17 protein-coding genes are annotated in these 20,151 nt (G+C 71.3%); 10 read left to right on the plus strand and 7 right to left on the minus strand.

Going from position 1 to position 20,151, the window contains the following annotated elements:
• The first annotated feature begins 189 nt into the window (after positions 1-189).
• From M3M55_RS00225 to M3M55_RS00235, 3 genes are read left to right on the plus strand one after another with little or no spacing between them, the layout of a single operon-like run.
• Entirely contained in the window at positions 190-1,830 is a 1,641-nt protein-coding gene (locus M3M55_RS00225) for a hypothetical protein (RefSeq protein WP_249010811.1), read from the plus strand.
• Positions 1,831-4,530, plus strand: a complete 2,700-nt coding sequence (locus M3M55_RS00230) for an MmoB/DmpM family protein (protein WP_249010812.1) — start codon at positions 1,831-1,833, stop codon at positions 4,528-4,530.
• The gene (locus tag M3M55_RS00235; protein WP_249010813.1) at positions 4,527-4,958 is read left to right on the plus strand and encodes an SCP2 sterol-binding domain-containing protein; all 432 of its coding nucleotides are present in this window, start codon (positions 4,527-4,529) and stop codon (positions 4,956-4,958) included. The genes M3M55_RS00230 and M3M55_RS00235 overlap by 4 nt, the downstream gene beginning before the upstream one ends.
• Before the next feature lie 213 nt (positions 4,959-5,171).
• Here the strand turns inward: M3M55_RS00235 and M3M55_RS00240 are convergent, their stop codons facing one another.
• Positions 5,172-5,765 carry a hypothetical protein gene (locus M3M55_RS00240; protein WP_249010814.1) on the minus strand — a complete coding sequence of 198 codons (594 nt, stop codon included), beginning with the start codon at positions 5,763-5,765 and terminating at the stop codon, positions 5,172-5,174.
• Between the two features lie 58 nt (positions 5,766-5,823).
• Here M3M55_RS00240 and lipB point away from each other — a divergent pair, with 58 nt between their 5' ends.
• The 6 genes from lipB to M3M55_RS00270 all read left to right on the plus strand — a co-directional run bounded on the left by lipB (position 5,824) and on the right by M3M55_RS00270 (position 9,967).
• Positions 5,824-6,570, plus strand: coding sequence for a lipoyl(octanoyl) transferase LipB (gene lipB / locus M3M55_RS00245; RefSeq protein WP_249010815.1), 747 nt, complete (start codon positions 5,824-5,826; stop codon positions 6,568-6,570).
• A gap of 15 nt (positions 6,571-6,585) precedes the next feature.
• Positions 6,586-7,587 carry a lipoyl synthase gene (lipA, locus tag M3M55_RS00250; protein ID WP_249010816.1) on the plus strand — a complete coding sequence of 334 codons (1,002 nt, stop codon included), beginning with the start codon at positions 6,586-6,588 and terminating at the stop codon, positions 7,585-7,587.
• 4 nt (positions 7,588-7,591) lie between these two features.
• Complete coding sequence (locus M3M55_RS00255; protein WP_249010817.1) at positions 7,592-9,109, plus strand: TIM44-like domain-containing protein; 1,518 nt, start codon at positions 7,592-7,594, stop codon at positions 9,107-9,109.
• Between the two features lie 101 nt (positions 9,110-9,210).
• Positions 9,211-9,390: a hypothetical protein gene (locus M3M55_RS00260; RefSeq protein WP_249010818.1), complete on the plus strand. Its 180-nt coding sequence runs from the start codon at positions 9,211-9,213 to the stop codon at positions 9,388-9,390.
• A complete protein-coding gene (locus M3M55_RS00265) occupies positions 9,380-9,562 on the plus strand; it encodes a hypothetical protein (protein WP_249010819.1) in 183 nt (60 codons plus the stop codon). The genes M3M55_RS00260 and M3M55_RS00265 overlap by 11 nt, the downstream gene beginning before the upstream one ends.
• Before the next feature lie 57 nt (positions 9,563-9,619).
• Positions 9,620-9,967 carry a type II toxin-antitoxin system VapC family toxin gene (locus M3M55_RS00270; protein ID WP_249010820.1) on the plus strand — a complete coding sequence of 116 codons (348 nt, stop codon included), beginning with the start codon at positions 9,620-9,622 and terminating at the stop codon, positions 9,965-9,967.
• Between the two features lie 993 nt (positions 9,968-10,960).
• Here M3M55_RS00270 and M3M55_RS00275 read toward each other — a convergent pair.
• The 3 genes from M3M55_RS00275 to M3M55_RS00285 all read right to left on the minus strand — a co-directional run bounded on the left by M3M55_RS00275 (position 10,961) and on the right by M3M55_RS00285 (position 14,443).
• Complete coding sequence (locus tag M3M55_RS00275; RefSeq protein WP_249010821.1) at positions 10,961-12,346, minus strand: MFS transporter; 1,386 nt, start codon at positions 12,344-12,346, stop codon at positions 10,961-10,963.
• Positions 12,343-12,786, minus strand: a complete 444-nt coding sequence (locus M3M55_RS00280) for a MarR family winged helix-turn-helix transcriptional regulator (protein ID WP_249010822.1) — start codon at positions 12,784-12,786, stop codon at positions 12,343-12,345. Before M3M55_RS00280 ends, M3M55_RS00275 begins: the two co-directional genes overlap by 4 nt.
• A gap of 103 nt (positions 12,787-12,889) precedes the next feature.
• On the minus strand, positions 12,890-14,443 hold the full coding sequence (locus tag M3M55_RS00285; protein ID WP_249010823.1) for an MFS transporter: 1,554 nt from the start codon (positions 14,441-14,443) through the stop codon (positions 12,890-12,892).
• 44 nt (positions 14,444-14,487) lie between these two features.
• On the opposite strand from M3M55_RS00285, the gene M3M55_RS00290 reads away from it, so the two are divergent.
• On the plus strand, positions 14,488-15,117 hold the full coding sequence (locus M3M55_RS00290) for a TetR/AcrR family transcriptional regulator (protein ID WP_249010824.1): 630 nt from the start codon (positions 14,488-14,490) through the stop codon (positions 15,115-15,117).
• Positions 15,118-15,145: 28 nt separating this feature from the next.
• Here the strand turns inward: M3M55_RS00290 and M3M55_RS00295 are convergent, their stop codons facing one another.
• The 3 genes from M3M55_RS00295 to M3M55_RS00305 form a co-directional block, all read right to left on the minus strand.
• Positions 15,146-17,356 carry an NADP-dependent isocitrate dehydrogenase gene (locus M3M55_RS00295; protein ID WP_249010825.1) on the minus strand — a complete coding sequence of 737 codons (2,211 nt, stop codon included), beginning with the start codon at positions 17,354-17,356 and terminating at the stop codon, positions 15,146-15,148.
• Positions 17,357-17,623: 267 nt separating this feature from the next.
• On the minus strand, positions 17,624-19,315 hold the full coding sequence (locus M3M55_RS00300; RefSeq protein WP_249010826.1) for an FAD-binding dehydrogenase: 1,692 nt from the start codon (positions 19,313-19,315) through the stop codon (positions 17,624-17,626).
• 10 nt (positions 19,316-19,325) lie between these two features.
• Positions 19,326-20,018, minus strand: a complete 693-nt coding sequence (locus M3M55_RS00305; RefSeq protein WP_249010827.1) for a sulfite oxidase-like oxidoreductase — start codon at positions 20,016-20,018, stop codon at positions 19,326-19,328.
• Positions 20,019-20,151 lie beyond the last annotated feature (133 nt).

Genomic DNA, 20,151 nt, shown 5'->3' on the forward strand with positions numbered 1-20,151 from the left:
TCGGCACGAACGGTCGCGATGACATTCCGGGGGATCGGAGGAAAGGGCCAGGCAGGCATTATCAGATAGTGACAAAGACGCGCGGGAAAGACGTTGAGCGGCGCCGTATCCCCCGGGGCGATCCGGGCCTACCTTGAGGGCAACCCCACGCGCAGGAACAACCACCGCCGAGGCAGAGGGAGCCTGACCATGGCCGCGAGCAGCAGCCCGAACCGCAGACGCAGCGTCACCAAGACCCACGAGCGGATCGCCCAGCTCGGCTGGGAGCCGACCTACCACGAGCCGGCCGTGCGCTACCCGACCCGCTACCGGTTCCCCAACCAGGCCAAGGACCCGATGAAGCAGATCATGCGGGAGTACCTGCCGATGGAGCTGGAGAAGGACGAGCGCGTCTACGGCGGCCACGACGCCGCCGTCCGCGCCGACATGCCCCATAAGGCACACCTGCGCTGGCTCGAGTGGATGAAGGCGTTCGTCCCGGTGACAAACTTCGCCGAGGTCGGAGCCGGGCGCTGCATGTCGATGCTGATGTCGGCGGTCCCCAACAACGAGCTGCGCAACGGCTACCACGTCCAGTTCGTCGATGAGCTGCGCCACACCGGGATGCAGATGTCGCTCGCCCGCTGGTACGCCAAGCATGTTCCCGACCCGGCCGGCTGGAACAAGATGCCCAGCGCGCTCGTCAACTCGCCCGCGATCAGCCCCGGGTTCAACATGCTCAGCCACTTCATGGTCGGCGATCCGATCCAGGCGGCCTTCACCCTGCAGGTCGTCGCCGAAACGGCGTTCACCAACATCGTCTTCGTCGCAACCCCCGACGTCGCCGCCCGCAACGGCGACTTCACCCTGCCGACGACATACCTGTCGGTCCAGTCCGACGAGGCCCGTCACATCTCCAACGGGTATGCGACGCTGCTCACCGTCCTCCAGGACGACCACAACGCGCCGCTGATCGAGCGCGACCTCCAGCAGGCGTTCTGGATCAACCACGCGTTCATTGACGTGTTCGCCGCGATCCTGATGGAGTACGGATCCAAGGACCGCTCCGACCCCGAGTGCTTCCTCGACAAGTGGGACCGCTGGGTGCGCGACGACTGGTACCGCGCCTACATCCTCAAGCTCGGCAAGCTCGGGCTGGACATCTCCCCGGAGATCTTCGAACGTGCCCGTGAGCGGATCGTCAAAGGGATCCATCACCGCCACGCGATGTTCGCCTACGCCGCCTGGCCGCTCGCGCACTGGCGGATCGACCCGCTGGATGAGCGCGACTTCGAGTGGTTCGAGAATCATTACCCCGGCTGGTACAGCCGGTACGGCGCCTTCCACGAGGCCTACCGCTACGCGGGCGACCCGGACAACCGCCTGCTGCTCACCGAGTTCATGGCGTTGATGCCGCCGAGCTGCTGGACCTGCCAGGGCTTCTGTGTCGACCCCGACGACCAGACCCACCGGGTGATCGAGGGCCGCACCCGCTTCTATTGCTCGAAGGAGTGCGCCTGGATGGACGAGAGCAACCCGGGCCGCTACACGGGTGACCGTAACTTCTTTGACCGCTACGACGGTTGGGAGCTGTCGGAGGTGATCGCCTCACTCGGGTTCCTCCGCGCCGACGGCGAGACCCTGATCGGCCAGCCCCACCTGCACAGCGACGGGATGTGGACGCTGTCGGACATCCGCGCCCTCAACGTGCACGTGCAGAGCCCGAACATCCGCGTCGCCCGCGAGCTCGGTCTGCCCAGCGGCGACCACTCAGGCCTGGCGGTGGCCGGGGACGGCTCGGTGCCGCTCGCCCACGCCCACTCGGACCTGCTCACCGGAGCGCGCCTGTAGATGCCCCGCGTCCGGTTCGAACCGATCGGGGAGGAGATCGACGTCCAGCCCGGCGAGACGGTGCTCGACGCCGCCTTCCGCCAGGGCTACAACCTCGCCTACGGCTGCCGGGAGGGCCAGTGCTCGGCGTGCAAGTGCTTCCTCCTGGAGGGGGACGCCGAGCTGAAGCCCTACTCGAGCTTCGCCCTCTCCGACAGCGAGCGCGAGGGCGGCTACAGCCTGATGTGCCGGGCGATGCCCGAAGCGGACGCCGTCATCGAGCTGCTCCACTACGACAGGGACTCCTACCGCCTCGAGCACCCGATCCGCGACGGGGTGGCGACGGTCACCGCGGTGGAGGCGCTCACCGCCGACATCCAGCGACTCGTGCTCGCCGTCGAGTCACCGGCCGACTTCACCTTCACCCCCGGCCAGTACGTCGACCTCCACGTGCCCGGGGAGGACGGCGCCCGCCGCTCCTTCTCCCTCGCCAACCTGCCCGCCCGGCCGGGCGCGATCCCCGGGACCGCCGGGGCCACCGGGGCCACCGGGGCCACCGGGGCCGACTCCGGGCGCAGCTCCGGGACCGCCGCGAACACCGGCCCCGGCCGGGCCGAGCTGGAGCTGTTCATCAAGTGCTATCCGGGCGGGCGGATCTCCGGTCTGCTCGAGGCCGGAGAGATCACCGTCGGCCAGCGCCTCGGCTTCACCGGCCCGTACGGGGCGATGAAGGCGCGCCCCGGCGCCGGACCGGTGCTGATGATCGGCGGTGGCTCGGGGATGGCCCCGATCCTCTCCCTTCTGCGCGCCTTCGCGGCCGAGACGAGTGGCCGCCCGATCCACTTCTTCTACGGCGCCCGGGCCGAGGCGGACCTCTTCGGCGCCGAGGCGATCGCCGCCGCGGGTGCCGCGCTCGGGGACTTCCAGTACACGCCGGTGACCGAACGCTTCGTCCATGAGGCCGTCGGGGAGTTCCTCACCGACCACCCCGACTTCGCCGCTGCCGACGTCTACATGTGCGGGCCCCCGCCGATGCTCGAGGCGGTTGAGGAGATGCTCCTCTCCGGCCACGGTTTCGCACCCGAGCACATCTTCCAGGACAAGTTCACCACCTCCGCCGACGCCGGTGGGGGCGGGGCCGGGGCCGGGGCCGCCTCCGCGGCACCGGCCGGGCCGCCGGTCAAGCGCTTCAGCGCGCTTCCGGCCGTCGGTGACGAGTCCGAGCGCCACTTCGCGTGGTTCACCCCGGCGAAGGCGCGGGCATCCCTGTATGAGGACGTCACCGTCGACACCCAGCCCTCGATCCACCGCCACGTCACCCGCGGCTGGCCGGTCTCCTTCGCCGACGGCCGCGGCACCTGGGACGATGCGAGCACCCGGGTCGCCTCCGCGGACTGGTTCGCCTTCCGCGACCCGGGCGAGCAGTGGGAGCGGCCCTACTACGTCAGCGGCAACGCCGGCGAGCAGCAGATCGAGGGAGCGGTCGCGTCCGCGATTGAGGAGGGGATCATCGCCGACTTCTCCCCCGCCTGGGTCGCCTTCCTGCGCCGCTTCCTGCAGCTGCCCGCCTTCGTCGAGCACGGCCTCTGGTTTGCGACCGCGACGGTCGCCCGCGACGGGCTGTCAGACAGCGTCTCCCAGTGCATCGCCCTGCAGGCGGCGATGAAACAGCGCTCCGCCCAGGCCCTCGTCCTCTATGCGATGGACCTCGAGCCCATCCACGGTCCGTTCCCGATCGAGGCGGCCCGGGAGAGCTTCCTCACCGAGCCCGCCTGGCAGCCGACGCGCCGCTACCTCGAGGCGCTCGCCGCGACCCCCGACTGGTGTGAGGTGATCGTCGCGGCCAACCTCTGCTTCGAGCCGCTGCTGGGGACGTTGCTGCGCCGCGAGCTCGGCTTCCGCGCCGCGGCCGCCCACGGGGACGTCGTCACCCCGGTGCTCGCCGGAGTCGCCACCCAGGAGTGGGAGTGGACGCGGGCCTGGAGCACGAACCTGTCTCGCTTCCTGCTCGCCGACCCGCTCCACGGGGAGACGAACGCGGCGGTGATCGGCGGCTGGATCGAGCGCTGGCTCCCCGACGCCGTCGCGGCGGCGCTCGCGCTCCTGCCCCTCGCCGAGGCGGTCCCGCTCAGCGTCGACCTCGACGCGGTCGGCCGCTACGGCGCCGAGGTGCTCACCGAAGCCGGACTCGCTGTCCACACACCGCTGCTCGGGGTCGACCTGATCCCCACGCCTGCGGCCGATGCCGGTCTACCGGGACCGGCATCGGCACCGACCCGCCGTGTCCGCACCGGCGAGGCGCTCCGCTCACGGGTCGGCGACGCCCACGCGGAGGCGACGCCGGCGGGCTCCGCCCCGGTTCCCGACGCGATCCCGGCCGCCGGGGTGGGCGGGGGCCCCGGGCCGGCCCCAAGCGCCGACGGCACCTACGACTTCGTCGGGATCGTGATGGCCAAGTCCGCCGAGGGGGACGCCGTCGCCGCGGTGATGGGCCGCCGGGACGGGGTTCGCGTTCTCGAGCACGCGGCCTTCTGGGACGTGCGCAGTGAGGGGCGGCTCGTGATCCCCTTCGACGAGGTCTCCGAGCAGCTCGGCTATGAGATCGACTCCTATTCGATCCAGCATGAGATGTCGACCCACTACGGGCGGATGGTCGCCACCGATGACGCGCTGATGCTGTTCTCGGATCCGACCGAGGCGATGCAGTACCTGATGGCATGAACGCGCTGACGAGCCTGCAACGCCGCCCCCGGGCCCGTGCGGTCCTGTCGGCCGGCGGCACCCGGATCGCCCGTGTCGACGGGCACGCGCTCAGCCGCCGGGTCGCGCTGCGCTCGGTCCCGCGGGCTCTCGAGAGCCGGATCGTCCCGGCCGCCACCACGGGTCTGTGCTGTGTCTATGAGCTGCGGGTGACCGCCTCGGCCGGCGGACCGGAGGCGCGCTTCACCCTGACGGTCGCTGACGGCGCCGTCCGCGTCGAGGCCCGACCGGCCCCGGCGGCCGACGCCTGGGTCGCCCTCTCCCTCGCCGACATGATCCTGCTGATCAGCGGGGCCGCGGGGCTGTGGTCGCTCGTCGCCGAGCACCGGGTCAGTCTCGGCGGGGAGATCTTCACGGTGATGCGCTTCCCGGGCCTGCTCGGGTTCTGAGGCGGGCGCGGCGGCGGCGTGGCGCCTCAGGGCTGCTTCACGCGCTCGGCGCGTTGGGCGGACGACGCCCCGACGGGGCCGGCCCCGGACGAGGGGGGACAAATGTGTCGTAGGGACGCATTTGTCCCCCCTCGATGTCGCCAGGCCACCCGGCCGCGCCCCCAAACATGGGCCCTGCCCGGACGACGGCCACGCGCGGAATGGCCCGCAGGCTCAGTAGGCGCCCTGTTCGAGCAGCTGGTTGGACTCGTGCCCGCTGTAGCTGACCCCGGTCCCGAACGGCTTGGAGCGGTCGACGACGACGCAGTAGAAGCTCGTCCCGAGCTGGTCGCTCACACAGCTGCGGTACAGACGGGGGACCTGGATGCCGACGGTGTCGATCCGGTGCAGGTCGGTGAGGAAGCGCGGCGGCGCGTGGGCACCGATCCACGCCTCCGCCCGCTCCGTCGCATCCTGGACCGCCGCCCGGTCGGCGATCACCTGGTCGTGGTGAATGAGCCCGACGAGGGCGAGGGCGACGCTGACCCCGAACGCCGCGGCCGTCCCCGCGTAGTTGCGGGCGACCGAGCGGGGCAGGTCGCGGCGGACCCGCCGCATCACCAGCCCGAGCGGCGAGCTGAGGAAGGCGATTGCCAGCAGCATCAGCCCGCCGGCGGTGAGCAGGCCGCCGACGGCCGACTCGCTGTCCCCGGACGGGGGCAGAAGGTGTCCGACGACGGCGTCGACGGCACACAGCAGGACGAAGGTCGGCCAGAGCCAAGCTCCGGTGAGACGCCAGCGGAGACGGACCAGATCGGTGCGGTCCATGCCTGAGAAGAGTACGGCGATCAGCTCGTCCGAGTCAGCGGCCGCTACGGTTTCTCATATGGACGAGCTCTGGGTCGCCCAGCTCGGGCTGATCGACTACCGGACCGCCCTCGCGCGGCAGGAGCAGCTGCGCGACGCCCGCCGGGCCGGGGCGATTCCCGACACCATGCTCGTGCTCGAGCATCCGCCGGTGATCACTCGCGGACGGCGCTCCAGCGCGGATGAGCTGCCCCTCGGTGAGGCGTTCTTTCACGCGCGCGGGATTGACGTCGTCGACGTCAACCGGGGCGGCCGGCTCACCTATCACGGCCCCGGCCAGCTCGTCGGCTACCCGATCGTCGCCGTCGATGACGTCGTCGGCCATGTGCGGCGGCTCGAGCGCGCGCTCGTGCGGGCCCTCGCTGAGACCGGGATCACCGCCCGGGCCCGGCCCGAGGACGGGCCGGACTTCACCGGTGTCTGGGTCGGGGAGGCGAAGATCGCCTCGATCGGCGTCCACGTCGCCGGACGGGTGACGACCCACGGCTTTGCCCTCAACGTCGCCAACGACATGACCCCGTGGACGTGGTTCACGCCGTGTGGGCTGGCGACGGTGGCGATGACCTCGGTCGCCGAGCAGCTCGGTGAGGACGCGGGGTGCGGTGAGCCGCTGCTGCGCTGCCTGCGCCAGCGCATCGCCCACGCGGTCGCGGAGACCCTCGGGCTCCGCCAGCGCCAGGTCACCCCCGAGCGCCTCGATCGCGCGCTGAAGAGTTCTCCCGGGATCGGCGCGGAGGCGACCGGGGCGACCGTCCCCACACGGTAGGCTTAGGGAAGTCTGATGAGCGCCACCCGTTCCCGATCGCACCCCGGCGGTATTCGCGACGTCCTCACGGTGATCGGGGCCGAGGAGGTGCAGCCCTACAGGGGCCGCAAGCCGCCGTGGTTCAAGGTGCCCGCTCCCGGCGGCCCCCGCTACCGCGAGCTGCAGGGCCTGATCGCCGCCGAGAACCTCCACACCGTCTGCCAGGAGGCCGCCTGCCCGAACATCGGGGAGTGCTGGCAGCGGGGGACCGCGACGTTCATGATCCTCGGGGACACCTGCACCCGGCGCTGCGGCTTCTGCAACGTCAAGACCGGCAGGCCGACGTGGAACGACCCGCTCGAACCGGCCCGGGTCGCTCGCTCGGTCGCCCGGATGGGGCTGCGCCACGCGGTGATCACGAGCGTCGACCGGGACGACCTGCCCGACCTCGGCGCCCACGCCTTCGTCGGGGTGATCCGCCAGATCCGCCGCCAGTCACCCGGCACCCAGATTGAGGTGCTCACCCCGGACTTCCGCGGCCAGGAGATGCCGATCGCCAAGGTGATCGCCGCCCGACCCGACGTGTTCAACCACAACGTCGAGGTCGTGCCGCGCCTCTACGCGGTCGCGCGGCGCGGCTCGACCTGGGAACGGTCCAACCGCGTGCTGGCGACCGCCAAGGAGTTCGGCGGAGACGAGGTCGTGACCAAGTCCGGGCTGATGGTCGGACTCGGCGAGAGCTTCGAGGAGATGGTCGACGCGGTCGGCACGCTGCGGGAGAACCATGTCCAGGTCCTCACCGTCGGCCAGTACCTGCGTCCGACCGCCGAGCACCTGCCGGTCGTGCGCTATTGGCATCCGGAGGAGTTCGCCGCCCTCGAACGGGCCGCCTACGAACTCGGCTTCACCCACGTCGCGGCCGGGCCGCTCGTGCGCTCCAGCTACCACGCCGACGAGCACGTCGCCCAGGCCGAACCGGGCGTCGGCCCGCTGCGGGGCGCGACCGACGGCCCCCACGCGGTCGCAAACGGAGCCTAGCCCGATGCCCCGGCGCCGCCTGGTCCTGCTCCTCCTCGTCGCGGGCGTCCTGGTGATGGCGCTCCTCCCCGCGGTTGCGCTGGCCCGCGGGGGCAGCGGGGTCGGCGGATTCAGCCTCGGCGGCGAGGGCGGCGGCTCAGGCGGCGGGGCCGGCAAGGGCTTCATCATCTACATTGCGCTGCGGCTGCTGATCGATCTCGTCCTGTTCGGGCACGGGGTCGGGGCGCTGATCGCGGTCGGCCTCGTCCTCGCCGCCTGGATCTACTTCTACGGCGGCCGCTGGATCGGCGACTGGTTCACCGCCCAGCGCCGGCGCGGGCCCGCCCAGCGCCGGGAGGCGCGCCGGCGCGAGCGCCGGGTCGCCCTCGCGGCCGCCGAGGCCGCCGATGCGGACGGCGCGTTTGACCCCGAACGGGTCCGGGCCGCCGCGCAGGAGCTGTTCGTCGACGTGCAGTCCGCGTGGGATCGCGGTGATGTCGCCACCCTGCGCACGCTGATCGCCCCGCGCCTGCTCGGTGAGTGGGAGCGGCGGCTTGACGAGCTGTCGCGCCGAGGTCTGTGCAACCACGTCGAGCTGACCGGACCGCCGAAGGTCCAGTTCGTCGGCATCGGCGTCGGGGCGCGCGCGACCGGCCCGGGCGAGGGCCCCGACCGCGTCGTCGTCCGGATCGACGCCCGGCTGCGTGACTGGATCGTCGACGCCCGCGGGCGCGAGCACAACGAGCGCGGTGCGGCGACGAAGACCGTCCGGATGCGTGAATACTGGACGCTGGTGCGCACGCCGGTCAACCCGGCCGGCAGCGGACCGGCTGACCCGCAGGCAAGCCTCGACGCCGAGTTCGATCTCAGCCTGCACAGCAACTCGGGGCCGGCGCGCGAGTGGATGCTCGCCTCGATCGAGCAGGGAGCCGAGGGCGCCTATCAGCTCGAGGCCAAGCTCGTACAGACCGGCTGGGCCGACGCGGACGCGCTGCGGGATCAGGCGCTCGTCGAGCAGGCCCAGGCGGAGGCGGCACCGCTCGGGTCCGACCTCAGCCTCGGTGAGCTGACGGACACGACCGTCGCGATCGAGACCGACGCCCGCGCCCGCGCGCTCGACCTCAGCCTCGCCGACGGGCGCTTTGCCCCCGACGTGCTCGAGGTCGCCGCCCGCCGCGCGGTCGCCGCGTGGGCGCAGGCGATCGACGGGGAGACCCGGCCGCTGCTCAGCCTTGCGAGCCCCGCGGCCAGCGATGAGATGCTTCACCCGGCCGGACCGCGGAGCCGGCTCGTCGTCCGCGGACCGCGGATCGAGCGCATCACGGTCGTCTCCCTCGACGCCAAGGCCACACCGCCGATCATGGCCGTCGACGTGAAGATCACCGGTCGGCGCTACCTGCAGGACCGCGCGACCGCATCGATCGTCGCCGGATCGGACATCCACGCGGTCACCTTCACCGAGCGCTGGACCTTCTCGCTTTCCGACGCACCCGACAACCCCTGGCAGATCAGCGCGGTCACGAGCCCCGCGCTCGCCCGCTAGGGTGTCCCCGCACCCGCCCGCTCCGAGAGCGGCGCCGACGCCGGCCACCCCGGCCGGCCACCGCTGACCTCACTGGCTCCCCTTCCGCCCACCGGCTCCCGATGCGCCTCGTCCTGCTGATCGTCACGATCGCCTTCATCTGCGGCCTGATCGCCCTCACCGTCGACGACATCAGCGTCAACGGCGTCACCCCGCTCGACGTCGTCGCGCTGCTGATCGTCGCGTTCTTCGCCGTCGCGATCGTCGGTGCGCTACGCGCCCGCCCGGACGGTGAGGAGTGATGGCGGAGCGGCGGAGGCCCGGCCGTGGGGGTACTTTCGGGGTGAGCCCAAGAACAGCATCTACGTGGCCGACGCTCTCTACGACGATCTGCGCCGACACGGACTGCCGGTCTCCCAACGTGCCCAGCGAGCCTTCGTGGACGCGCTCGCCGCGGAGCTGACCGCCGGCTGAGCCGGCCGCGCCGTCGGCCCTCGTTGACGTCGTCGCCGATCGGCCCGGCCGGGAGACGTGCTTGACCATCTCGGTCAGCCGTTGTGTGCGCCGGTCCACCAGCTCGCCGAGGTGCTCTCCGCCCTCGCCCAGCTCATCCGGGCGTGCGAGCTCAGCGCCGAGCGCGGCGCCGGCGCCCTCGCTGAGGCCGCCGCCCTCCGCCAGGAGATCGCCCCGGTCGACGAGCAGCTGCTCAACCGTGCCCTCGCCTTGCGCGACTCCGTCCGGGTCCTCGACAGACTCTACGTGGCCCTCGCCGAGCGCCAGGGCTGCCCGCTGCTGACCACCGACGCGTGCCTCCGGCGGGGCCAGCCCACCCTGCGGAGTCCTCGACGTGGGGGTTGCCGGGCCGACCCGGGGAGCTGAGGCCCGTCGCCCCGTGGCGGCCACCACGGACAGACCGGCAACCGGCGCGTTGGCCAGGCGGACGGGCTAACGTCGTCCGGGCGGTGGAGAATCTCCGAACCAAGACGCTGTACACCTCCGTCGTCGCCGGAGACTACGTGATCCGCACCGCACTGGCGACCGCGGCGACAGCGGCGATGCTCCCCTCGAGCATGCTGCTCGACCCCAAGGCCGAGCGGCGGCGCCTGGAGTATTACGCCACCCTTGCCTCCAGTCATGATCCGGCGAAGGTGTTCGCGGCGCCGCCGAACCCGATCCCGGTCCACATCCGCACCGGCGAGGGCCTAGACGACCTCGACGGGACGATCGATCTGCTCCGTTTCCAGAGCCCGTTCGAGCCGCTGCACCCCGACCTCGCCGGCCGCTTCCGTGCTCACACCAACAACGCCGTCGCCCGCGCCCAGTACTGGCGCCACCACGACGGTCCACGGGCGACCCTCATCACCATCCATGGCTTCGGCGCCTCGAGCGCCGCCTTCAACAGCTCGTTCTTCAGTCTGCGGGCGTTCTTCGCCCAGGGCTGGGACATCGTCCTGTTCACCCTCCCCTTCCACGGCGGACGCCAGAGCGGACGTTCCCCGTTCAACGGCGCCGAGCTGTTCATGGGCGGCTTCGCCCACCTCGCCGAGGCGATGGTCCAGGCGATCTGTGACCTCCGTGTCCTGATCGACTACCTCCAGCGCAAGGGTGCCCCGCGGATCGGGGCGACCGGGCTCAGCCTTGGCGGCTACACGACCGCCCTGCTCGCCGAGATCGACGACCGGATCGACTTCGCCATCCCGAATGCCGCCGTGTCCGATCTACCAACCCTGATCAAGGACTGGTTCCCGGCCAACGCAGGCACCCAGCTCCTCGCCGCGGTCAAGGGGATCCCGTCCGAGCTGATCAGTCGCTCGGCCGCTCTGCACAGCCCGCTCAACTATCCGGTGGCGCTGCCCGCCGACCGGCTGCTGGTCATCGGGGGAGCGGGGGACCGGGTGTCACCGCCGGCGCAGACGCGAGCACTATGGGAACACTGGGGCCAACCGGAGCTGCACTGGTTCCCGGGAAGCCACGTGGTCCATCTCGATCGAGCCCGTTATCACGAGCTGATGCGCTCGGTGATGGGGGAGCCTGAGCGTGCCGTGCCCGCAGCGCCCGCGCAGCGAGGGCACCCCCCGCAGCGACGACGAAGCATGTGACCGCCCCGAGGCCGAGTCCGGCTCGCGCCCCGTCACCGGCCATCACCGCGCCGACGATCGGACCACCGATCGGGGTCGAGCCCTGGAAGGCGACGAACCAGAGGGCCATCACGCGGCCGCGCATTCCCGGCTCGGAGCGCAGCTGCAGGGTGGCGTTCCCCATCGACATGAAGGCGACCGAAGCGGCGCCGACGAAGGCGAGCGCGACAAGCTCGACCCCGAGGTCGGGGGCGAGCGTCGCGAGGCCGAGCGCCACCCCGAAGGCGAGCGCAGCGGAGACGAGGACGCTCACTCCGGTCCGGCCCCGGGAGGCGACGACGAGTCCGCCGAACACCGCCCCGACGCCCATCGCCGCGGTCATGAAGCCGTAGCCGGAGGAGCCGGCGTGCAGACCGCGGCTCGCCATGTAAGGGAGCGTGACCTGAAACTCGTAGACGAGCGCGCCGGCGAGGCCCATCATCGCGAGCGGCACGAACAGGCCGGGGCTGTGACGAACGTAGCGCAGGCCGTCGCGCAACTGCCCTTTGGCGCGCACCATCGGGGGCACCGGGTTGAGCAGGTCAGCCTCGAGCACGGTCAGCGAGCCGACGACGGCGACGAAGCTGACGGCGTTGAGCAGGAAGCAGACGCCGCTGCCCACCAGCGCGATCAGGATTCCGCCGATACCCGGGCCGATCACCCGCGCGACGTTGACGAGCGTCGAGTTGAGCGAGACGGCGTTGCGGAGGTGGTCGGGGCCGACGAGTTCGAGCATGAACGACTGGCGGGCGGGGTTCTCGAAGGCGTTGTTGAGTCCGAGAACGACCGCGAGCGCGCCGATCTCCCACAGGTGGACGACGTGGGCGACCGTGAGGACGCCAAGGATGAGCGCCTGGACACCCATCGCCGACTGCAGCGCGATCATCAGCCGCCGTTTGTCGACGCGGTCGGCGATCACCCCGCCGTAGGGGGCGAGCAGGAGGACCGGTAGCGTCTGGGCGGCGACGATCAGGCCGAGGTCGGTCGCCGAGTGGGTGAGGGACAGCACGAGCCAGGACTGGGCGGTCATCTGCATCCAGGTCCCGATCAGCGACACGGACTGGCCGGTGATGTAGCGCCGGTAGTTGGGAACCGCGAGCGACGCGAAGGTCTGATGGGAGAGACGGGCGAGGCGGGTCATCGCCCGAGCCGCTCGGCAAGGGCTTCCAGCGCCGGCAGGGCGGCCTCGATCGTCGCCCGAGCCGCCGGGCTGAGATCCGCGAGTGCGTTCTCCATGGCCTCCGTCCGCTCCTCGCGGATCCGACGGGCGAGGGCCAGCCCGGCCTCGGTCGGTTCCAGCCAGGCCGAGCGGCGGTCCTCGGGATCTGCGGTCCGAGACAACAGGCCGGTCTCGGCGAGCCAGGCGACCGTACGGGAGAGCAGAGTCGGATTGAGGCCCTCGTCCTCGGCGACTTGGGCGAGGCGGACCGGCGCGTTGCGAACGACGTTCAGCAGCACGGCCACCCGGGTCGGACTGAGATCGGCCGCGAGGCCGGCCTCGGTTGGACGCAGCAGCCGGGACAGCCGCATCACAGCGATGCGGATGCGAAGTGCGGACTCGATTTCGACTGCCTGGGGCATGGGGGTCACCTCCGCCCTGTCCGTGCGGCGCGAGCCAAACCGCCCGCGCCACGAGCATTACTTGCTATCAGGCAACTAATTTAGCAGGCACTCGAGTTCACCATCAGGCGGTGACCGGCTCGGGCGGGGCGGAGGCGGCCTCCGGGGACGGTGCGCCGGCGGGGTGGAAGTCCTTCTGGCGGATGAGCGCAAGCGTGACGATCGCCGCCGCGGCGGCGATGATCGCCCCGATCAACAGGATCGCGTTGAGCGCGTCGACGTAGCCGACCTTGGCGACCGAGAAGAGCAGATGCTGCTCCGGGCCCGGAACCGCCCGGGCGGCCGAGGCGAGCGAACCCGAGCTGACTGCCGTCCCGAGCGCGGCGCCGTGCCGCGCGAGCGCGGTGCCCGCCACGCCGCTGACGACGTGGCTCTTGACGAGGGATGCGAGGATCGAGCCGAGCGCCGCGACCCCCGTCGCGATGCCGACCTGCCGGAAGGTCGAATTGATCCCGGACGCCATGCCGGCCCGCTCCGGCCGCACCACCCCGACAGCCGTCGAGGCGAGCGGAACGTTGATGAGGCCGCTTCCGACGCCGGCGACGATGAACCCGGGCAGGAAGTGGGTCCACCCCTCTGCAGCGGTGAGGCCGCGCATCAGCAGCATCCCGACGGTCAGCAGACCGAACCCGCCGGCGATGAGGAAGCGGGTCTGAACGATCGCGGTGAGCCGCCCGGCGACAGCGGCGGTGATGAAGATGACCCCGGTGAAGGGGAGGAAGCGGATCCCGGCCTGGACCGCCGAGTAGCCGAGGATGTTCTGGATGTAGATGGTCAGGTAGGTGAGCAGGCTGAAGATCGACGCCGAGATACCCCAGGCCGCGGCGAGCCCGCCGTTGAAGGTCGGCACGCGCAACAGCCCGAGGTCGAGCATCGGCCGGGCGCTTCTGCGCTCGATAACCAGAAAGGTGGCCATCAGGACGGCGGCGGCGGCGAGCGAGACGACCACCGTCGTTGAGCCCCACCCGTCGGGCTCGCTCTCGATCAGCCCATAGACGAGGCCGGCGAGGGAGAGGCTGAAGGTGATGAAACCGGGCAGGTCGGGACGGGGCGCGCCGGGCAGCTTCGACTCCGCGACGCGCATCAGGGTGACGGCGAGGGCGAAGACCCCAATCGGCGCGTTGACGAAGAAGATCCAGCGCCACGACAGGCCACTGGTGAGGATGCCGCCGAGCACAGGACCGACTGCGACGGCGACACCGGTCACCGCGCCGAACGCCGCGAAGGCGATGTGGCGCTCCTTGGGCTCGAAGGCTTGGGCGAGCAGGGCAAGCGCGGTGGCGAACATGATCGCCCCGCCGATCCCCTGGAAGCCGCGGGAGAGGGACAGCATCGTCGCGCTCTGGGCAAGCCCGCAGAGGATCGACCCGAGGGTGAAGATGACGATTCCCGTCGCGAACACGATCCGGCGGCCGAACAGGTCGGCGAGGGATCCGGCGGTGAGCAGGAGCGCGGCGAGGGTGAGGGCGTAGGCGTCGATCACCCACTGGAGGTCAGACAGGCTCGCCTTGAACGCGGTCTCGATCGCCGGCAGGGCGACGTTGACGATCGTGATGTCGAGCAACAGCATGAAGACGCCGATGCAAACTGCGATCAGCGTCCACCATTTCCGATCCATCACCACCTCCCGTCGTTCTTGAGCAGGCGCTCAGGATATCATCGATGCCAGCGATGACCGTCAGCGTGTCCAAACGCCGGGGGCGGCCGCCGTCGGGCGGACGGGAGGCGATTCTTGAAGCGGCCCTCGCGGTGCTCCGCTCCGACGGGATCGCGAAGCTGACGAGCCGGGCCGTCGCCGCCCGCGCCGGCGTCTCGGACGCGAGCGTCTACTACCACTTCAAGGACCGTGCGGGCCTGTTGCTCGCCGCCTTCGCCCACGGCATGCAACCGCTGGAGTTCCTCGCCGACGAGACGGCCGGACTCGAGCCGGCCGCCCTGCTCGAGCGGGCGTTCACGGCGCTCGAGGCGTTCTTTGATGAGGCGCTGCCGATCATGCACGCCGCCCAGTCCGACGCCGAGGTCGGTGCCGCGCTCGCCGAGCACATCGCCGTCCACGACCTCGGGCCCCACCGCGGGGTGCGCCTGCTCGGGGACGCCCTCCGCGCCCACCAGAACGCCGGCACGATCCCCACCACCGCCGACGCCGATGCGGTCGCCCTGCTCGTCATCGACGCTGCCTTCAGCCGCGCCGCCCGCCGGCACATGCTCACGCCCGACGACGGGGACGACCGCCTGCCGAGTCCGGATCGCCTGCTTGGAACGTTGACGGAGCTGCTGGTACCGCCCCGCTGACGGGCGGGGCGGTACCAGCGATCGTCGCTCAGGCGGCAGCGCCCTCACGAGCGGCGCCGACGAACCGACTGAGGGCGTCGTTGAGCGTGCCCGAGGGCCGCATCGCCGCCGCGACCAGGACGGGGTCCGGGCGGTAGTAGCCGCCGATCTCCACCGGGCCGCCCTGCACGGCGGCGAGCTCGGCGACGATCGTCGCCTCCGCGGCGGCGAGCGTGTCGGCGAGCGGGGTGAAACGGGCGGCGAGCTCGGCGTCAGCGCCCTGGGCGGCGAGCGCCTGGGCCCAGTAGAGGGCGAGGTAGAAGTGGCTGCCGCGGTTGTCGAGCCCCCCGACCTTCCGGCTCGGGGAGCGGTTCTCCTCCAGTACCCGGGAGGTGGCCTGATCGAGAGCGTCGGCGAGCACCTTCGCCCGTGGCTTGGCCTCCTTCTCGGCGAGCAGCTCCAGTGATGGAGCGAGGGCGAGGAACTCGCCGAGCGAGTCCCAGCGCAGGTAGTTCTCCTCGACGAACTGCTGGACGTGCTTGGGGGCCGACCCGCCCGCGCCGGTCTCGAACAGCCCGCCGCCGTCCATCAGCGGGACGATCGAGAGCATTTTGGCCGAGGTGCCGAGCTCCATGATCGGGAACAGGTCGGTGAGGTAGTCGCGCAGGACGTTACCGGTGACGCTGATCGTGTCCTGTCCCGCGCGGGCACGGGCGAGGGTGAATCGGGTTGCGGCGGCGACGTCCATGATCTTGATCTCAAGGCCCGCCGTGTCGTGCGCGGCGAGCTCGTCGCGCACCTTGGCGAGAATCTCGGCGTCGTGGGCCCGGGTCTCGTCGAGCCAGAAGACGGCGGGTGCCCCAGTCGCCCGAGCGCGGCTGAGGGCCAGACGCACCCAGTCACGGACCGGCGCGTCCTTGGTCTGACAGGCCCGCCAGATGTCGCCGGCGGCGACGGCGTGTTCGAGCAGCACCGTGTTCGTGACGGTGTCGATCACCCGTACAGAGCCGGGCGCGGCGATCTCGAAGGTCTTGTCGTGGGAGCCGTACTCCTCGGCTTTCTGGGCCATCAGGCCCACGTTGGGGGTCGTACCCATCGTCGCCGGGTCAAAGGCGCCGTGGGCCTTGCAGTCCTCGACCACCTCGGAATACAGCGGCGCGTAGGAGGAGTCGGGGATCACGAACAGGGTGTCCTGCAGCTCACCGGCGGCGTTCCACATCTTTCCCGAGGTGCGGATCGCCGCGGGCATCGACGCATCGATGATCACGTCGGAGGGGACGTGGAGGTTGGTGATCCCCCGGTCGGAGTTGACCATCGCCAGGGCCGGCTTGTGCTCATAGGTCGGCGTGACGGTGGCCGGGAGCGCCCCGAGCCCGTCGTTGGCGCGGTACCCGGCCGCCTTCAGCTCCGCCGCGCTCGCGCCGGTCGGCTCGAACAGTTCCGGGAAGAACGTCTCCACCGCGTGTCCGAAGATGATCGGGTCTGACACCTTCATCATCGTCGCCTTGAGGTGGACGGAGTAGAGCAGGCCGGCCTCGGTGGCCCGCTTGATCTGGGTGCGGAAGAACGCCCGCAGCGCAGCGACCTCCATCACGGCAGCGTCGAGGATCTCCCCGGCCTCAAGCGCGAGGGCATCCTTGAGCACGGTGACGCTGCCGTCCTCGGCGACGTGCTCGATGCGGGCGCTCGTCGCCTCTGAAACGGCTACCGACCGCTCCGTCGAGCGAAAGTCACCGTCGCTCATCGTCGCGACCGCCGAGCGGGAATCTGCCGACCAGGCGCCCATGCTGTGGGGGTGCGACCGGGCGTAGGCCTTGACCGACTGGGGCGCGCGACGGTCGGAGTTGCCCTCGCGCAGAACCGGGTTCACCGCCGAGCCCTTGACGCGGTCATAGCGGGCGCGGATGTCGGCCTGGTCCTCCCCGCTGGGATCATCGGGATAGTCGGGGATCGCGTACCCCTGGCCCTGGAGCTCGCGGATGGCCGCCTTGAGCTGGGGGACCGACGCGGAGATGTTCGGAAGCTTGATGATGTTCGCCTCCGGCGTCGTGGCGAGTTCCCCGAGTTCGGTGAGCGCGTCGGGGACCGCCTGATCGTCGGTCAGGCGGTCCGGAAACTGGGCGAGGATCCGCCCGGCGAGGGAGATGTCGCGCAGCTCGACCTCGATGCCGGCGGCGCCGGTGAAGGCGGTGATGATCGGCAACAGCGACTGCGTGGCCAGCGCGGGTGCCTCGTCGGTGTGGGTGTAGATGATCTTCATGGCTGGGGAGGAACCCTACTCCCGGCCCTCCCCTCGACGTGACCTCGCCCCCGGGCGCAGCGCCGGCCCGCGTCTGGGCGCGTGCACAGATTCGTCGATATGACGAACATTCGCACACGCTCGTCCGTCCCGATCGTCCGACGACCAGCCGGGCGGACGGCCCCCGGTCAGAGCCGGGCGGACGGCCCCCGGTCAGAGCCGGGCGGACGGCCCCCGGTCAGAGCCGGGCGGACGGCCCCCGGTCAGAGCCGGGCGGACGGCCCCCGGTCAGAGCCGGGCGGCGACGGCCCGCCCGGCGGCCCGCCCGGAGAACAGGCAACCGCCGAGGAAGGTGCCCTCGAGGGCGTTGTAGCCGTGCATGCCACCCCCGCCAAACCCGGCGATCTCCCCGGCCGCGTACAGGCCGCCGATCGGATCGGCCACGGCGTCGAGGACCCGGGCCTCGAGGTCGGTGTGGAGGCCGCCGAGCGTCTTGCGGGTGAGGATGTTGAGCTTGACGGCGATCAGCGGGCCGGCGTCGGGGTCGAGCAGCTTGTGGGGGGCGGCGATCCGCTGGATCCGGTCAGGGAGGTAGGCACGCCCGGCCCGGATCGCCGCGATCTGGAGGTCCTTGCCGTAGCGGTTGTCCAGCTGGGCGTCTCGGGCTTCGATCTGGGCGCGAACCGCCTCGAGACTGAGGACGGGGGCGGTGCTCTCCACCTCGCGGGCGTCCTCGGCGACGAGGGTGTTCATCCGTTCCACCAGCCGCGCGAGGTCCGCGTCGACGATGAAGTCACGCCCCCGGTCCATGAACGCCTGGATCGGCGCGGGAACGCCGGGCAGGAGTCGCTGGCGGACGGTGTCGAGCACCGACCTGCCGGTGATGTCGGGGTTCTGCTCCGAACCCGACAGCGCGAACTCCTTCTCGATGATCTTCCGGGTGAGGATGAACCACGTGTAGTCGTACCCGGTCTGGCCGATGTGGGCGAGGGTGGCGAGCGTGTCAAAGCCCGGGTAGAGCGGTGCGGGCAAACGCCGTCCCGTCGCGTCGAGCCAGAGGGAGGAGGGGGCGGGCAGGATCCGGATGCCGTGGTGGGCCCAGACGGGGTTCCAGTTGCGGATCCCCTCAACGTAGTGCCACATCCGGTCACGGCCGATCCAGCCGGCACCGCGGCGTTCGGTCAGCTCGAGCAGCCGCCCGTCGACGTGGGCGGGCACCCCGGCGACCATCCGCCGCGGGGGCGGTCCGAGGCGGGCCGGCCAGTTGGCGCGGACGAGCTCGAAGTTGTGTCCGATCCCGCCGCCGGCGAGGATCACCGCCGGAGCGTGGGCGCGGAACTCGCCGACGACGGTGCGGGAGCTTGCCTGCCCGCGCGCGACCGCGGAGGGAGCGAGCACGCTGCCGCTCACCCCGGTGACGGTTCCGGCCTCAACGGTGAGGTCATCGACGCGGTGGCGGAAGGCGAAGGTGAGCAACCCGGCCTCCGCGGCGGCGCGAGCCCGTGCCTCGAACGGGGCGACGACCCCGGGTCCGGTGCCCCAGGTGAGGTGAAAGCGCGGCACCGAGTTGCCGTGCGTGCCGGCGGCCCCGCCGCCGCGCTCGGCCCAGCCGGGGCTCGGCAGCACCCGGATCCCGCGGGCCGCGCACCAGGCGCGCTTTTCCTCGGCGGCGAACTCGACGTAGGCCCGAGCGACCCGGCGCGGCCAGGCGTCCTCGGGCCGGTCAAAGGCGGCGGAGGCGAGCCAGTCCGACCAGGCGAGCTCGAAGCTGTCCCGAATCCGGGCCCGGCGCTGCTCGGGCGAATCGACGAAGAAGAGGCCGCCGAGGGACCAGTAGGCCTGCCCGCCCAGGGACGCCTCCGGCTCCTGGTCGAGCAGGAGCACCCGCGCCCCCGCATCCGCCAGCTCGGCGCAGGCGACAAGCCCAGCCAGCCCGGCCCCGACGACGATGACATCGGCGCGATGCTCGAGAACGTTCACGGTCGCGAGACTATGACGGGTCCGCCACGGGTGCGCCGCCGCGCAGCTCCCGGCGGCGCAGCTTGACGAGATACTCGGGCTCGCTGTAGCGCTCCTCCGCCCACGGATCGCCGCGGTGGTGGTAGCCGTTCTCCTCCCAGAACCCGAGCCGGTCCTCCGTGAGGACCTCCAGGCGCGACAGCCACTTGGCGGACTTCCACAGATACAGGTGCGGGATCAACAGCCGCACCGGGCCGCCGTGCTCGCGGGTGAGGGGCCCACCCTGGGCGGCGTGGACGATCAGGCCGCGCCCGTCGCTCACGTCAGACAGCGGAACGTTGGTGCTGTAGCCGTCGTAGCCGTGGACGAGCAGGTGGGAGGCGTCCGCCGCGAGCCCGGCGAGCTCGAGCAGGGTGTGGACCTCCACGCCGGTGAAGGACATCCCGAACTGGGACCAGCGGGTCACACAGTGGATGTCGGTGTCCGTCCAGGTGGTCTGGGCGAGGCCGAGCAGCTCGGCATACCCGAGGGAGAGCGGCTCGGTGACCGCACCGTCGACGCGCAGGCGCCAGGCCTCAAGGCCGACGTCGGGCTGGCGGCCGAGGTCGAGCACCGGCCACTTGGTCGTCGGGGACTGGCCGGGCGGCAGCCGGAGCGGGTCGATCCCGAGCGACTCGGCACGCCGGCGGCCGCGCTCCCCGAAGAACTTCGCGGTGATCGGCATGCCGGGATTGTGGCCGATCTGGTCCCGGGTGCCCGCGTCGGCGAAGCGACACCGGTCCCGGATGCGGGATCTCCGCCGCACGGGTCACGCCAGCAGCCGACACGGGAAGACCGCGCGATCGACCCGGCGAGAG

This window comes from Conexibacter sp. DBS9H8 (assembly GCF_023330685.1).
In the GTDB taxonomy this organism is placed as follows: Bacteria; Actinomycetota; Thermoleophilia; order Solirubrobacterales; family Solirubrobacteraceae; genus Palsa-465.